Raw genomic sequence first — 14887 nt, 5'->3', positions numbered from 1 at the left:
TCCTCCTTCTCTCGAGCCGCTCAGGACTCGTGGACGATGACTCCGCGGATGTTCTTACCCTCGTTGAGGTCGCGGTACGCGTCGTTGACCTCGTCGAGGCCGTAGGTGCGCGTGATGAGCTCGTCGAGCTTGAGGTCGCCCGAGCGGTAGAGCCCGAGCAGCCGCGGGATGTCGTACAGCGGGTTGCAGTCGCCGAACAGCGCGCCGCGGATCTGCCGCTGGTAGCCGATGAGCATGCCCGCGTGCACGTGCACGGCCTTCTCGGTGAGGTGGCCGACCGCGGTGATCGTCACCTTGCCGCCCTTGCCGGTCATCATGACCGCCGCGTTCACCATCTGCTCGGTCACCGCGTCGGGGGTCATGATGACGTGGTCGGCGAGCTGCCCCCACGTGGTCGCGGCGACGAACTCGTGCGCCTCGGGCGCCGACGCGAACGCGTGCGTCGCGCCGAACGTCGAGACCGCCGTCTCGCGCTTGAAGTCGACGGGGTCCACCACAACGACGTTCTTCGCGCCCGCGTAGCGCGCGCCCTGCACGGCGTTGCTGCCGACGCCGCCCGCGCCGAAGATGACGACGGTGTCGCCCGCGCGCACACCCGCCGCGTACACCGCTGATCCCCAGCCCGTCGGCACGCCGCATCCGACAAGGGAAGCGATCTCGAACGGGATGTCGTCAGGCAGCGGCACGACGGCCCACTCCGACACGACCGCGTACTCGGAGAACGTGCCGAGCGAGCAGAAGCCGCCGTAGTCCTCGCCGTCCTTGTGGAAGCGGAACGTGCCGTCGAGGAACATGCCGCTTCCGGCATGCAGGCCCTTGACGCACATGTTCTGGTGGCCGGTCGAGCACGGGCGGCACGCGCCGCACGCCGGGATGTACGAGCACACGACACGGTCGCCGGGCTTCACGCGTGTGACGTTCGGCCCGACCGACTCGACGATCCCGGCGCCCTCGTGTCCGCCGACCATCGGGAATCGCACGGGCGCGTCGCCCGCGGTGATGTGGTCGTCGGAGTGACAGAGGCCGGATGCCGCGAACTTGATGCGGACCTCGTGCTCCTTCGGGTCGTCCAGTTCGAGGTCGGTGAGCTCCCAGCCGATGTGCGGGCCGCGTGCGACGGCCGCGTGGGTGGTGATGGTTGCCATGTGTTTCTCAGTCGCCCTTTCAGCGCCGCGGGAGGGGAGCACTCTGGAGGGACACGGTCTTGACCTGGGTCCACTCCAGGACCGAGTCCGCGCCCATCGTCCGGCCGAAGCCGCTGTTCTTGTAGCCGCCGAACGGGCCGCCGATGACGGTGCCCGCCCCCAGCGGCGTGTTCACGCCGACCTGGCCGGCCTGCAGAGCGCGCGTCATCCGCACCGCGGTGCCGACGTCGCGCGTCCACACCGATGCGACCAGGCCGTAGTCGACGCCATTCGCGATCTCGATCGCCTCGGCCTCGTCGTCGAACGTGAGCACCGACAACACCGGCCCGAAGATCTCCTCCTGCGCGATGCGCATGTCGGGCGAGACCTTGTCGAAGAGGGTGGGCTCGATGAAGAAGCCCGACTCGTAGTCGGAGCCCTTCGGAACACCACCGCCGGTGACGAGCTCGGCGCCCTGCTCCTTGCCGAGATCGATGTAGCCGAGCACGCGCTGGTGCTGCTTCTCGTTGATGAGCGGGCCCATCGCCACCGGCTGGTGCCACGGGCCGACCGTGACTTTCTGCAGCTGGGCCGCGAGGCGGTCGACCACCTCGTCGTGGATGCTGCGGTGCACCACGACGCGCGTGCCGGCGGCGCAGATCTGGCCGGTGTTGAGGGTCACCCCCATGGCCATCGACGGGATCGCCGCGTCGAGATCGGCGTCGGGGAAGACCACCTGGGGCGACTTGCCCCCGAGCTCGAGGTGCAGCGGCGTGAGGTTGCGCGCGCAGGCCTCCATGATGAGGCGGCCGGTCTGCGGCGATCCGGTGAAGCCCATGCGGCGGATGCGTGGGTCGGCGGGGATCGCGGCGCCGGCCTCGTGCCCGTAGCCGGTGACGACGTTGATGACGCCGGCCGGGATGCCCGCCTCGAGCGCGAGCTTGGCGAGTGCGAGGGGCGTGAGCGGTGCGTCCTCGGCGGGCTTCATCACCATCGTGTTGCCCGCCGCGATCGCGGCTCCCACCTCGGTCGCGAACATCGGACCTGGCGCGTTCCACGGGATCACGCCGCCGACGACGCCGTACGGCTCGCGCAGCGTGAAGCCGAGCGACTCGGGCGAGCGCGTCGGGAGGGACACGCCCTGCACCTTGTCGGCCTGCCCCGCGATGAAGCGCAGCTGGCTCGCCATGGGCGGCGGACCCCAGCTCGGGCGGCCCACCTCCTGCGACTCGAGGCTGTCGAGCTCGGCGCCGCGCTGCTCGACGAGGTCGGCCCAGCGGAAGATGAGGCGCGCGCGGCTAGACGCGTCGAGGTCGCGCCACGCGGGGAAGGCCTTCTCGGCCGCGCGGATCGCGAGGTCGACGTCGGCCTCGTCGCTGCGCGGAACGCGCGCGATGACGTCGCGGTTCGCCGGGTTGATGACGTCGATGGTGCGGCCGGTGATGGATGCCACCCACTCGCCGCCGATGAGCTGGGCGCCGTCGACGACGAGGTCGCTCGTCGATCCCGTCGCGGACTCGGTCGTGATGGTCATGTCGTGTCCCTCTGGTGTTCTCAGTGTTCGAGCGTGATGACGCCGCGGATGTTCTTGCCGTCGAGCATGTCCTGGTAGCCCTGGTTGACGTCCTCGAGCTTGTAGCGGCGCGTGATGAGCTCCTCGACCTTGAGCTGTCCGCTCTTGTAGAGGCTCACGAGGCGCGGGATGTCGACCAGCGGGCTGCATCCGCCGTAGATGCCGCCCTGGATGCGCCGCTGGAAGCCGATGAGCAGGCCGGGGTTCTCGTCGATCCAGCCGTTGCCGACCGCGGTGATCGTGACCTGGCCGGTCTTGCCGACGACGTTGATCGCATCGTGGATGACCTTGTCGTGGAGGATCCCGACGGTGATGATCGCGTGGTCGGCGAGCTCGCCCCACGTCGAGCTCACGACGAACTCGTGCGCCTCCTCCGCCGTCGCGAACGTGTGGGTGGCGCCGAACTCCTTCGCCTTCTCGCGCTTGAACTCGACGGGGTCGACGACCACGACGCGCTCGGCGCCGGCCATCGCCGCGCCCTGCACGGCGTTGGACCCGACGCCGCCCGAGCCGTAGATGACGACCGTGTCGCCCGCCTTGACGCCGGCGAGGTGCACCGCCGATCCCCAGCCGGTGGGGACGCCGCATCCGATCACCGCCCCGACCTCGAACGGCAGGTCGTCGGGCACCGGCACGACCGAGTACTCCGACACGACCGCGTACTGCGAGAACGTGCCGAGCACGCACAGGCCGCCGAAGTCGACGCCGTCCTGGTGGAAGCGGAACGTCCCGTCGGCGAACTCGCCCGTCGCCGCGTTCTTGCCCGCGTCGCACAGGTTCTGCCGCCCCGTGGCGCAATACCGGCAGGTGCCGCACGCGGGGATGAACGAGAAGACCACGCGATCGCCCGGCTTCACGCGGGTGACGCCTTCGCCGACGGCCTCGACGATGCCGCAGCCCTCGTGGCCGCCGACCACCGGCATCCGCATCGGGGCGTCGCCCTTCTGGATGTGGTCGTCGGAGTGGCACATGCCCGCGGCGTAGATCTTGACGCGGACCTCGTTCGCCTTGGGGTCGTCGAGCTCGAGCTCGGTGATCTCCCAGGGCTGACCGGGTTCGCGACAGACGGCGGCGCGTGTGATCAGGCTCATGTGGCCCCTTCCAGACTTCGATGTCGACTCAGGCTCCCGCCGCGTGGGCGGGTCGGCTCCTTTCCCACCGTGGGCCGCGCGGCGCGATCCGGCCAGGTCGCTTCCGGGGCGCGGAAGACAATTCGGCGCGGGGCACGGCGTGTCATCCGGTGGGCGGGACAAGCGGTGCACAGGGCTTCTACGACACGGAAACGCGGGTTCGCCGGCCCGGGTCCGACAGGTTGACTGGCGTCCAGCCTGGACAGGCCAGGCCCGCACCCGCCCCACCCCCTTCACGGAGGACTGAACGTGATCGACAAGTTCCGAGACGACCTCGCCGAGGCCCTGGACGTCGTCTGGTCGGGGGCCACGATCGCCGTCGGCGGCTTCGGAAGCTCCGGCCGGCCCGACGCGCTGCTGAACGCGCTGAGCGACCTCGACAAGCGGGATCTGCACCTCTACGTGAACAACGTCGGCGACGATTTCACGGGAGTCGGGCGGCTCGTGCGCGAGGGGCGCGTGCGCCGCATCACGGCGTCGTTCCCGATCCTCCAGGAGTTCTACGACGACTACTTCGCGGGTCGAATCGAGCTCGAGCTCGTCCCGCAGGGCACGCTCGCCGAGCGCATGCGGGCGGGAGGGGCCGGCGTCGCCGCGTTCTACACGCCCTCGAGCGCCGGGACGATGCTCTCCGACGGCACGTTCCCGCTCACGTACGACGGAGAGGGCGAGCCCGCGTCGTTCGTGCCCGAGAAGGAGACGCGCGAGTTCCACGGTCGCCAGCACGTGCTCGAGTACGGCATCAACGCCGACTTCGGGCTCGTGAAGGCGCAGATCGGCGACCGCAGCGGCAACCTGCGATTCCACCTCTCGGCCCGCAACTTCAACCCGCTCGCGGGCATGTGCGGGCGCGTGACGTTCGCCGAGGTCGAGCAGCTCGTCGCAACAGGCGACATCGGCCCCGACGACATCCATCTGCCCGGCGTGTTCGTGGACCACATCGGCATGACCTCGGCTCCCGTGCCGGCCCACTGACAGGGGGTTTCCATGACGTACACCGACACCAGCACACAGGTCGTGGGACGCACACGCGACGAGATCGCGCGCGCGGTCGCCGCGGACCTCGCCGACGGCTACACCGTCAACCTCGGCGTGGGCATCCCGCTCGCGATCCCGCGCTTCATCCCCGAGGGGGTGACGGTGTTCCTGCAGTCCGAGAACGGCGTGCTGGGACTCGGCCCGCACCCGGGCGCGGGCAACGAGGACCCGGATCTGACGGATGCCGGCAAGCAGCCCGCGAGCCTCATCACCGGCGCGGCGATCGTCGACTCCGCGACGTCGTTCGCGATCATCCGCGGCGGGCATCTCGACGCCACGATCCTCGGCGCGCTGCAGGTGGCCGAGAACGGCGACCTCGCGAACTGGTACGTGCCGGGCCGCAACCCCGCGGTCGGCGGCGCGATGGATCTCGTCGCGGGAGTGCCGCGCGTGTGGGTGTGCATGGAGCACGTCGACCGGTCGGGGCGCCCGAAGCTCGTGCGCGAGTGCAGCTTCCCCCTCACGGGACACCAGGTCGTGACGCGCGTCTACACCGACCTCGCGACCTTCCACTTCGAGGACGGGACGCTCGTGCTGAAGGAGCTCGCCCCCGGCGTCACGTCGGAGTACGTGCGCGAGCGCACCGAGGCCGCCTACGTCGAGGACCTCGCCCGATGACCGGCGCGATCGATGTCGAGAACCTCGTCGCGATCGACGTGCACACGCACGTGCACCGCTCGACGGCAAAGCCGGATGTCGAGCACTCCGGCAACGAGGCGATGGGCGAGTACTTCAAGATCGGCACGATGCCGACCTACACCGTGCCCGAGCTCGCCGAGTACTACCGCGAGCGCTCGATGGCGGCGGTCGTCTTCACGGTCGACAGCGTGTCCCAGAGCGGCGACGATCCCGAGCCGGCGAACGAGGAGGTCGCGCAGCTCGCCGCCGCGCACTCCGACGTGCTCATCCCGTTCGCGAGCGTCGATCCCGCGCGCGGCGCGGCGGGGGTTCGGCTCGCGCGGCGCCTCATCGAGGAGTACGGCGTGCGCGGGTTCAAGTTCCACCCGAGCGTGCAGGCCTTCTACCCGAACGACCGGTCGGCGTATCCGCTGTTCGAGCTGATCCAGGAGCACGGGCTCGTCGCCCTCTTCCACACCGGCCAGACGGGCGTCGGCGCGGGGCAGCGCGGCGGTGGCGGCATCCGCGTCAAGTACGCGAACCCGCTCCACCTCGACGACGTGGCAGCCGACTTCCCCGACATGGACATCGTGCTGGCGCATCCGTCGTTCCCGTGGCAGGACGAGGCGCTGTCCGTCGCGACGCACAAGCCGCGCGTGTACATCGACCTCTCGGGATGGTCGCCCAGGTACTTCCCGCCGCAGCTCGTGCAGTACGCGAACACGCTGCTGCGCGAGAAGGTGCTGTTCGGCTCGGACTTCCCCGTCATCACGCCGGAGCGCTGGATGTCGGACTTCGAGCGGCTCGAGATCAAGCCCGAGGTGCGGCCGCTCATTCTGAAGGAGAACGCGGCGCGGCTGTTCGGGCTGCGCAACGGCACGAACGCCGAGAAAGGCTGACATGGAGAACGTCGAAGGCAAGGTCGCCGTCGTCACGGGCGGTTCGAGCGGCATCGGACGCGGCATCGCGCTCGCGTTCGCGCGCGCCGGCATGACGGTGGTCGTCACGGGCAGGCGCCAGGATCACCTCGACGAGACGGTGTCGGAGTTCGCGGCACGGGGTCTCGAGGTGACGCCGCTGCGGGTGGACGTCACGGATCTTCAGGCGATGACGGATGCCGCGGCCGACGTCGAACGCCGGTTCGGTCGCATCGACGTGCTCGTCAACAACGCGGGCATCGGGCTCACGGGACCGGTCGCGGAGGCGACCCCCAGCGACTGGGATTGGGTCATCGACGTCAACGTCCGGGGCGTCGGGAACGGCATCCAGGCGTTCCTGCCGCGTATCCGCGCGCACGGCGAGGGCGGTCACATCGTCAACACGTCGTCGATGGCGGGCCTCATGCCGATCGTGGCGGGGCTGTACTCGATGACGAAGGCCGCCGTGATCGGGCTGTCCGAAGCGCTGCACATCGAGCTCGCGCCCGAGGGCATCGGCGTGTCGGTGTACTGCCCCGGCCCCGTCCACAGCAACATCGCGAGCGCGGTCAAGAACCGGCCGACGCAGTACGGGGAGTCGGGCTACACGCCTCCGCCCGACGGGTTCGCGGAGTGGTCGAAGACTCAGCCCTATATGTCGGCCGAGGAGGCCGGCGAGCGCGTGCTGCAGGGCGTGCGGCGCGGGGACCTGTTCATCCTCACCCACCCCGAGTTCAAGGCGGGCGTCATCGACCGGCACCGCACGATCGAGGACGCCTTCCCCGACGAGCCCGTCGACGAGGTGCGCGCCGCCGCGATCCCGTTCCTCACGGCCTCGCCCGTGTACGCGCCGGAGAACCGGCTGCCGGCGCCGACGGCGCCTTCGCCGGTGTCGCGCGGGTGAAGGCGCGGGAACCGGGGCGAGACCCAGACGCTGAGCGAGCCGCAGGCGAGACGAAGCGCCCCACGGGAGCACCCTTCGTCTCGCTTCGCTCGCTCAGGGGCCGGGTGAGGTGTGCACCTCGACCGGGTACGTGAGCTCGATGCGCTCTGCGTCGACGCCGAGCATCGGGGCGAGCATGTTGCGCATGAGGTCTTTCGGCACGAGGCATTCGGCGCAGGCATCCGGGCCGGCGACGATGCGCGCGGTGGCGGCGTCGCCGGCGAGGGCGACGTCGAGGTGATAGTCGTCCGCCTCGAGCGAGCGGCGGAAGTCTTCGAGCTGAGCCTGGTCGATCGGCATGGGATGCACCTTCTCGGAATGCCTGTGTGATCTCGACGTTAGGTCGGCGCACGACCCGAGGAAAGCCCCGCTCCCGCCGTGCGGAAGACGATTCCGCGCGAAACCGGTGCCTGGAGCATCCGTCCGGCGAAATGTCTTCCGGCAGGCGGAAGACCCTTGTACGGTTGCCTGCAACTCGGCTTGTGTGGAAGCACACTTCTTCCCCCGGGAGGTCGGTCGACGATGACCATGAGCCAGATCCGCTCGCCGCGAGCGGACACCATGACAGCCGCCCAACGCGTTCTCGCGATCCTCGAGGTGTTCGACCAGGATCACCTCGTGCTCACGCTGAGCGAGATCAGCCGACGCGCGGGCCTGAGCCTGAGCACGACGCACCGCCTGGTCGGCGAGCTCCGCGACTGGGGCGCGCTGGAGCGCTCCAGCGACGGGCGCTACGCGATCGGCATGCGCATCCTCGAGCTCGGGTCGCTCGAGCCGCAGGGTCTCCGCCTGCGCGAGATCGCGCTCCCCTTCCTCGGCGACCTCCAGGCGGCGACGAACGCCAACGTGCACCTCGCCGTGCGCGACGGCCACGACGTCGTGTACGTCGAGTCGCTGCGGGCGCGCGGCGGTGCGCCCGTGCTCAGCCGCCTCGGCGGCCGCTGGCCGCTGCACGCGACGGGAACGGGCCTCGTGCTGCTTGCGCACGCGACGCCGGAGTTCCGCGAAGAGGTGCTCGCGACCAAGCTCCAGGGGTTCACGCCCCGCACCATCACGAACCCCGACGAGCTGCGGCGCGTGCTCGCCGACGTGCGCCGCACGGGCGTCGCGATCGTCGAGGACTCGATCACGACCGACGCTCTCGCCGTCGCGGTGCCCGTGCGCGGGCCGCGCGACCGCATCATCGCGGCGATCGGCGTGACGGTGCATCCGGGTGCCGCCAACGCGCACGCGGCCCTGCCGGCGCTCTCGGCGACCGCGCGGGCGATCTCGCGCGGCCTCGGCGCTCCGTCGGCCATGGGCCGTCCGCCCGCCGCCGCCTGAGCCGGTCCCGGCGCGAGACGCGTCACTCGCTCACGCGCACGAACCGCACGTCGGCGGGGTCAACGCGCAGTCGCACGCGCGCTCCACGGTCGAGCCCGAGCGCCGCGACCGTGTCGGCGGCGACGTCGACCGCGACGGCCGGATCGCCCGTGTGCACGCGCACCCCGGCCGGTGTGGGCTCGAGGCGCACGACGTGCGCGGTCCACTCCCCCGGCACCGAAGGCGCGTCGTCGACGGTGCCGAGGTGCACCGACGAGGGGCGCACGAGCGCGGCGAGCGCGACGCCGTCCGCGGAGGCCTCGACGCGCGAGTGCTCGTCGGCGGCGTGCAGCGCGAGCGCGGCGTCGGGCGACGTCCATGTGCCGTCGCGCGCGGTGCCCACGACGCGGTTGAGCCCCGACACGGCCGCCGCGAAGCGCGTCGCGGGAGCGGCGAGCACACGCTGCACGGAACCCTCCTGCACGACGACGCCGCCCTCCACGACGAGCAGGCGGCGCGCGAGCGCGGCGGCGTCGACGGCGTCATGCGTCACGACGACCGCCGTTGCGTGCACCGCCGTGAGCTGTTCGTGCAGGAGCGCGCGGACGTCTCCCGCGGTCTCGGCGTCGAGGGACGTGAGCGGCTCATCGAGCAGCAGAAGGCGCGGATGCGTCGCGAGCGCCCGCGCGAGGGCGACCCGCTGCTGCTGACCGCCCGACAGCTCGGACGGCCGTCGGCCGCCCCACCCGCCGAGCCCGACGCGCTCGAGCCACATGTCGGCGTCGCGCGCAGCCACGGATCGAGTCACCCCGCGGGCGCGCAGCCCGAAGGCGACGTTGTCGCGTGCGCTCAAGTGCGGGAACAGGCGCGCGTCCTGACCGAGCAGCACCGCTCCCCGCTGCTCGGGCGGAACGTGCCGGGTCGCCGATGCGACCTCCCTCCCGTCGAGCCGCACGAACCCCGCATCGAGTCGGACGAGTCCCGCGATCGCGGCCACGAGGGTCGACTTGCCGGCGCCGCTGGGGCCCATGACCGCGACGACTTCGCCCGGCGACGCCCCGATCGCGACGTCGAGGCGGAATCCGTCCCGCCGGTGCACGGTGACGTGCGCGTCGAGGGTGCCGCCGGTCGCGGCATCCGTCTCGGTCCTCACCGAAAGGGTCACCGCTGGGCCCCCGGCCGCCACGCGCGCACGAGCAGCAGCACCGCGATCGCCGTCACGAGCAGCAGCAAGGCGAGGGCGACCGCGGGTCCGCGTCCGACTCCCGAGCCGTTGAAGGCGGTGTAGATCGCGAGCGGCATCGTCTGCGTGACCCCCGGTGCGTTGCCCGCGAACAGCGCCGTCGCACCGAACTCGCCAATCGCCCGGGCGAAGCACAGGATGACCCCGGCCACGAGCCCCGGTGCGGCGAGCGGGAGGGTCACGCGCCGCAGGATCGTCCAGCGGCGGGCGCCGAGCGTCGCGGCCGTGCGCTCGTACTCGAGGCCTGACGTGCGGATCGCTCCCTCGAGGGCGAGCACGAGGAACGGCAGTGCGACGAACACCTGCGCGAGGACGACGGCGGCGGTCGTGAAGGGGATCCGGACGCCCCACCACGCGTCGAGCGCCGCGCCGATCGGACCCGTGCGCCCGAACAGGAACAGGAGCGCGACACCGCCGACCATGGGCGGCAGCACGAGCGGCACCGTGACGATGGCACGGAGGACGGCAGATGCCCGCGGGCCGCTGCGCGCGATCGCGAGCGCCATCGGCACCCCGAGCACGACGCACACGGCAGTCGCGATGAGCCCGGTCACGAAAGATAGCGTCAGCGCGCTGACCGCCTCGGGCGACGTGATGTCGGCCCACAGGGTCGTCCAGTCCACCCGCGCCACGAGCGCCGTGAGGGGCACCACGAGCAGCGCGAGCCCGACGATCGCGGGCACCGCGAGGATGGGCGGCACGAACCCGCCCGCGTCGGGCGACCGCCTCGCCGTTCTCCGCGGCGAGGCGTCAGGGAGCGCCGAAGCCATGTTCCGCGAGGACCGCCTGCCCCTCCGGTCCGAGGACGAAGGCGACGAACGCGGCCGCCGCCTCAGGGTTCGCCGCGTCGTCGAGCGCGACGATCGGGTACTGGTTGACGACGTCGGCGGCGCCCTCGGGGACGAAGCTGTCCACGTCGGGGTCCGCCTTGACATCGGTCGCGTACACGAGCCCGGCATCCGCCTCGCCCGCGGCGACCTTCGTGAGCACGGCCGTCACGTTCTGCTCGTAGCTGGCCGGTGAGACCGAGACGCCCGCGCTCTCGAGCAGCCTCTGCGACGCGGCACCGCACGGCACCTCCGGCGCACACAGCACGACGGTGATGCCGTCGTCGGCGAGGTCGGAGAGGTCTTCGACTCCGCCGGGGTTGCCTTCCGGCACCGCGACGACGAGCGTGTTCGTCGCGAACAGCTGAGGATCCGCGGCGAGACCTGCATCGACGGACTTCTGCATGTTGTTCTCGTCGGCCGAGGCGAACACGTCGGCGGACGCGCCCTCGATGAGCTGCGCCACGAGCGTGCTCGATCCGTCGTAGACGATCGGCAGCACGTCGACGCCCGGGTTCGCGGCTTCGAACGCGACCGCGAGCTCGTCGAACGCACTCTTGAGCGACGCCGCCGCGAAGATCGTGAGCTCTCCCTCGAAGGCGGGCTGCGCAGGCTCGCTCGGCTGCGCGGTGGGCGCGCCCGGATCCTGCGCGGTCGACGCGCACGCGGTGAGAAGGGCGACGACGGATGCCGCGACCCCGGCGACAGCGAGCCTTCGACGAATGCGCATTCTTAGTCCTTCGGCGTCTCGACGACGACGTGCGTCGCCTTCACGGATGCCACAGCGAGCGACCCGACCTCGAGCCCGAGCTCGCGCACGGCCTCGGCCGACATCAGAGACACGACACGGTGCGGCCCCGCCTGGATGTCAACCTGCGCCATGACGCCGTCGACCTGCACGCGCGTGACGATGCCGACGAACCGGTTCCGCGCGCTCGAGAGCACGTCGGTGGGGTCGCGGGGCGCCGACGCGAGCTCGATCGCGCGCTCCGCGAGCGCCTCGCCGGGGATCTCGGTCGGGCTCGCGTCGGTCACGGGCAGGACGCCCTGGTCGACCCAGCGGCGCACCGTGTCGTCGCTCACTCCGAGCAGTCGGGCGGCCTCGGAGATCTTGAAGCTCGTCACATGCCGACGATATCACCGCATATGCGGAGCAATCACCACGGATGCACCGCACACGCGGCATCCGTTGGTTCCCGTCCTCCGCCTCGGGTTCGGGGCGGATTTCCGACTTTGGGGCGCACGAAATGCGCCCCAGCGTCGGTCACCCGCCCCAAACCCCGAGCCCGAAGCGCCGCCGCGCGACTAGCCTTGATCCCATGAGCCTGCCTCCGCTGGTCGAGCCCGTCGACGCGCTCAGCGACGCCGAGCGCATCCGCACGGCGCGGCACCGCAGCCTGATCCCGCTCGGCGAGGTCGGGCAGCGACGCCTGCGCGCCGCGCACGTCGCGATCATGGGCGCGGGCGGCCTCGGTTCGCCTGTGGTGCTCGCCCTCGCGGCCGCGGGCGTCGGCACGCTCACCGTCATCGACGACGACGACGTCGAGCTCACGAACCTCCAGCGGCAGATCGTCCATCGCCTGTCCGACGTCGGCAGCCCCAAGGTCGCCAGCGCCGTGCGTGCGGCCGCCGACCTCTCGCCCGAGACCGTCGTCGTGCCCGTGCGCGAGCACCTCACGCGCGAGAACGGCGCCGAGCTGCTGCGCGGGGCCGACCTCGTGATCGACGGCACCGACACGTTCGAGACGCGCGAGAACGGCGCCGCCGCGACCGAAGAGCTCGGCGTTCCGCTCGTGTGGGGCTCCGTCCAGGGCTTCGACGCCCAGGTCACGGTGTTCTGGTCGCAGCCGCCCGCCGGCACGGCGGCCGTGCGCCTGTCGGACGTGTACCCGCCCGGAAGCGTCGGCGAGCTCCCGACGTGCGCGATGGTCGGCGTCCTCGGGGCCCTGTGCATCCAGGTCGGCTCGCTCCTCGCGATCGAGGCGGTCAAGCTCATCACCGGCATCGGCGAGCCGCTGCTCGGACGGATGCTCGTGATCGACGGGCTCCGCGGCAGGCAGAGCGAGATCGCCATCCGCGCCTCCACCGCGACTCCCCGGACCATTCCCGCTGCGCCCGCGCCCGCGGCGCCGATCCCGCACGTCGACGCGATCCCCGCCGGCGCCGTGGTCGTCGACGTGCGCGAGCCCTTCGAGACCACCCAGGGCACGATACCCGGGGCTCGCCTCATCCCATTGGCGCAGCTGCTCGAAGACCCGGGAGCACTGCGCGGCTCGCCACCCATCGTGGTCGTGTGCCAGGTGGGCGTGCGCGCGCGGCGCGCGGCACAGGCCCTGCGCGAGGCGGGGGTCGAGGCATCCGTCCTCACCGGCGGCATGGACGCATGGTCCTCGCTCGAGCGGAGCACCGCGTGAGCGCAGACCGGCTCCGCACGGTCGAGGAGCAGCGCGCGATCGTGCTCGAGCGCGTACGGCCCCTCGACGGCACGCGCGTGCCCGTCGCGGCCGCGCTTGGTCGCACCCTGGTCGAGCCGCTGCGCGCCGCGGTCGACATCCCCGTGTTCGACAACTCCGCGATGGACGGCTTCGCCGTGCGCTTCGAAGACGTGAAGGACGCGACGGATGCCGCGCCCGCGCGCCTCACGGTGGTCGCAGACCTTCCCGCGGGGTCGCCGCTGGACCCGCCGATCGGCCCCGGTGAGGCGGTGCGCATCATGACGGGGTCCGCGGTGCCGACCGCGGCCGACGCGATCGTGCCGTTCGAGTCCACGGCGGGCGGCCTCGCCGACTCGCTCGGCGAGATCACGGTGCTCGCCGCGCCGCGCGAGGTCGGCGCCCACATCCGTCGCCGAGGCGAGGACGCGACCGTCGGGAGCGAGCTGCTCCCCGCGGGTGTCGAGCTCCGAGCGCTTCAGCTCGCGGCAGCGGCCGCGGCGGGCGTGGACGACGTCGTCGTCGCGCGCCGCCCGCGCGTTGCGGTCGTCTCGACCGGATCCGAGCTCGTCACCCCGGGACGACCGCTCGAGCGCGGGCAGATCCCCGAGTCGAACAGCCAGCTCCTCGCCGGACTCGCCGAGGGCGCGGGGGCCGAGGTCGTGCTGCGGCTCACGGTCGGCGACGAGGGCGACGGTCCCGCGCGTGCGGTGGCCGAGGCATCCGCTCTCGGCGCCGACGCCGTCGTGTTCTCGGGCGGCGTGAGCGCGGGCGCCTACGAGGTGGTCAAGAACACCCTCGCGGAGGCGATGGAGTTCTCGAAGGTCGCGATGCAGCCCGGCAAGCCGCAGGGCTTCGGCGCGACCGATGACGGCGTGCTGCTGTTCGGCCTGCCGGGCAACCCCGTGAGTGCCGCGGTCTCGTTCGAGGTCTTCGTGCGACCGGCCCTGCTCGCGATGCAGACGCGCACCGACCTGCACCGGCCGACCTTGCGCCTGCCCGCCGCGACCGGGTGGCGCACGCCTCCCGAGCGTCGCCAGTACATTCCCGTCGCGATCGACCGCTCCGACCCCGCGCGCTGGACCGTGCGGCCCGCGACGGCGGGTGGATCGGGCTCGCACCTCGCGGGCGGGCTCGCTCGCGCCGAGGCGTACGCGATCGTCCCCGCCGAGGTCGACGTCGTCGAAACCGGCGACACGGTCGATGTCATGCTGGTGTCATGAGCTTCACGCACCTCGACGACACCGGTCACGCGCGCATGGTCGACGTGACCCTCAAGCAGCCGACCGTGCGCGCGGCGACCGCGCGGGGGTTGGTGCGCTGCTCGGCCGCGGTCGTCGCGGCGCTGCGCGACGGCACGGTGCCCAAAGGCGACGTGCTCGCCGTCGCGCGCATCGCGGGCATCCAGGCGGCCAAGCGCACGCCCGAGCTGCTGCCCCTCGCGCACGTCATCGGCGTGCACGGCGCTGCCGTCGACCTCGCGATCGTCGACGAAGGCGTCGAGGTCGAGGCGACCGTGCGCACCGCCGACCGCACAGGAGTCGAGATGGAGGCCCTCACCGCCGTGTCGGTCGCCGCGCTCGCGATCGTCGACATGGTGAAGGGCCTCGACAAGGGGACCTCGATCGAGAACGTGCGCATCGTCGCGAAGACCGGCGGCAAGAGCGGCGACTGGCTGCGCCCCGGCGAGGCGCCGACGACCCGGTGAGGTCCCGCCGTTGAGCGAGCGAAAGGTCTCCC

16 protein-coding genes are annotated in these 14887 nt (G+C 71.7%); 8 read left to right on the top strand and 8 right to left on the bottom strand.

The genetic code is table 11. The annotated features are described in order from the left end of the window. Positions 1-20: 20 nt before the first annotated feature. Genes BJ991_RS06885 through BJ991_RS06875 form a run of 3 tightly spaced genes read right to left on the bottom strand, consistent with a single transcriptional unit; the run spans position 21 to position 3788 of the window. On the bottom strand, positions 21-1145 hold the full coding sequence (locus BJ991_RS06885; RefSeq protein WP_179488643.1) for an NDMA-dependent alcohol dehydrogenase: 1125 nt from the start codon (positions 1143-1145) through the stop codon (positions 21-23). Between the two features lie 19 nt (positions 1146-1164). Further along, the gene (locus BJ991_RS06880) at positions 1165-2658 is read right to left on the bottom strand and encodes an aldehyde dehydrogenase family protein (protein WP_179488641.1); all 1494 of its coding nucleotides are present in this window, start codon (positions 2656-2658) and stop codon (positions 1165-1167) included. Positions 2659-2678: 20 nt separating this feature from the next. Beyond that, complete coding sequence (locus BJ991_RS06875) at positions 2679-3788, bottom strand: NDMA-dependent alcohol dehydrogenase (RefSeq protein WP_179488639.1); 1110 nt, start codon at positions 3786-3788, stop codon at positions 2679-2681. A 288-nt stretch (positions 3789-4076) separates the two neighbouring features. Here BJ991_RS06875 and BJ991_RS06870 point away from each other — a divergent pair, with 288 nt between their 5' ends. Genes BJ991_RS06870 through BJ991_RS06855 form a run of 4 tightly spaced genes read left to right on the top strand, consistent with a single transcriptional unit; the run spans position 4077 to position 7304 of the window. After that, positions 4077-4802 (top strand): 3-oxoacid CoA-transferase subunit A, encoded by a 726-nt coding sequence (locus BJ991_RS06870; RefSeq protein WP_179488637.1) that lies wholly within the window; start codon positions 4077-4079, stop codon positions 4800-4802. A 12-nt stretch (positions 4803-4814) separates the two neighbouring features. After that, positions 4815-5483 carry a 3-oxoacid CoA-transferase subunit B gene (locus tag BJ991_RS06865; RefSeq protein WP_179488635.1) on the top strand — a complete coding sequence of 223 codons (669 nt, stop codon included), beginning with the start codon at positions 4815-4817 and terminating at the stop codon, positions 5481-5483. Then, entirely contained in the window at positions 5480-6382 is a 903-nt protein-coding gene (locus BJ991_RS06860; protein ID WP_179488633.1) for an amidohydrolase family protein, read from the top strand. Before BJ991_RS06865 ends, BJ991_RS06860 begins: the two co-directional genes overlap by 4 nt. Position 6383: 1 nt before the next feature. Then, a complete protein-coding gene (locus tag BJ991_RS06855) occupies positions 6384-7304 on the top strand; it encodes an SDR family oxidoreductase (RefSeq protein WP_179488631.1) in 921 nt (306 codons plus the stop codon). 93 nt (positions 7305-7397) lie between these two features. Here BJ991_RS06855 and BJ991_RS06850 read toward each other — a convergent pair whose 3' ends face one another. After that, positions 7398-7643 (bottom strand): hypothetical protein, encoded by a 246-nt coding sequence (locus BJ991_RS06850; RefSeq protein ID WP_179488629.1) that lies wholly within the window; start codon positions 7641-7643, stop codon positions 7398-7400. A gap of 261 nt (positions 7644-7904) precedes the next feature. Between BJ991_RS06850 and BJ991_RS06845 the strand changes: the two genes are divergently transcribed. Next, complete coding sequence (locus tag BJ991_RS06845; protein ID WP_179488627.1) at positions 7905-8666, top strand: IclR family transcriptional regulator; 762 nt, start codon at positions 7905-7907, stop codon at positions 8664-8666. Positions 8667-8688: 22 nt separating this feature from the next. On the opposite strand, the gene BJ991_RS06840 is transcribed toward BJ991_RS06845, so the two are convergent. The 4 genes from BJ991_RS06840 to BJ991_RS06825 are packed head-to-tail and all read right to left on the bottom strand — an operon-like array spanning position 8689 to position 11840. Then, positions 8689-9798, bottom strand: a complete 1110-nt coding sequence (locus BJ991_RS06840; protein ID WP_343048669.1) for a sulfate/molybdate ABC transporter ATP-binding protein — start codon at positions 9796-9798, stop codon at positions 8689-8691. 8 nt (positions 9799-9806) lie between these two features. Continuing rightward, complete coding sequence (locus BJ991_RS06835; RefSeq protein WP_179488624.1) at positions 9807-10658, bottom strand: ABC transporter permease; 852 nt, start codon at positions 10656-10658, stop codon at positions 9807-9809. Continuing rightward, a complete protein-coding gene (gene modA, locus BJ991_RS06830; RefSeq protein ID WP_179488623.1) occupies positions 10639-11445 on the bottom strand; it encodes a molybdate ABC transporter substrate-binding protein in 807 nt (268 codons plus the stop codon). The genes BJ991_RS06835 and modA overlap by 20 nt, the downstream gene beginning before the upstream one ends. Before the next feature lie 2 nt (positions 11446-11447). Further along, positions 11448-11840 carry a TOBE domain-containing protein gene (locus BJ991_RS06825; protein WP_179488622.1) on the bottom strand — a complete coding sequence of 131 codons (393 nt, stop codon included), beginning with the start codon at positions 11838-11840 and terminating at the stop codon, positions 11448-11450. A gap of 194 nt (positions 11841-12034) precedes the next feature. Here BJ991_RS06825 and BJ991_RS06820 point away from each other — a divergent pair, with 194 nt between their 5' ends. From BJ991_RS06820 to moaC, 3 genes are read left to right on the top strand one after another with little or no spacing between them, the layout of a single operon-like run. Further along, positions 12035-13129, top strand: coding sequence for a ThiF family adenylyltransferase (locus BJ991_RS06820; protein ID WP_179488621.1), 1095 nt, complete (start codon positions 12035-12037; stop codon positions 13127-13129). Beyond that, positions 13099-14370 (top strand): molybdopterin molybdotransferase MoeA, encoded by a 1272-nt coding sequence (locus BJ991_RS06815; RefSeq protein WP_179488620.1) that lies wholly within the window; start codon positions 13099-13101, stop codon positions 14368-14370. Before BJ991_RS06820 ends, BJ991_RS06815 begins: the two co-directional genes overlap by 31 nt. Next, a complete protein-coding gene (gene moaC / locus BJ991_RS06810) occupies positions 14367-14855 on the top strand; it encodes a cyclic pyranopterin monophosphate synthase MoaC (protein WP_179488619.1) in 489 nt (162 codons plus the stop codon). The genes BJ991_RS06815 and moaC overlap by 4 nt, the downstream gene beginning before the upstream one ends. Positions 14856-14887 lie beyond the last annotated feature (32 nt).

The sequence above is a fragment of the Microbacterium immunditiarum genome, assembly GCF_013409785.1.
Classification (GTDB): domain Bacteria; phylum Actinomycetota; class Actinomycetes; order Actinomycetales; family Microbacteriaceae; genus Microbacterium; species Microbacterium immunditiarum.
Note: the sequence above shows the minus strand (reverse complement) of the source record. Positions and strands in the feature narration are given on the sequence as shown.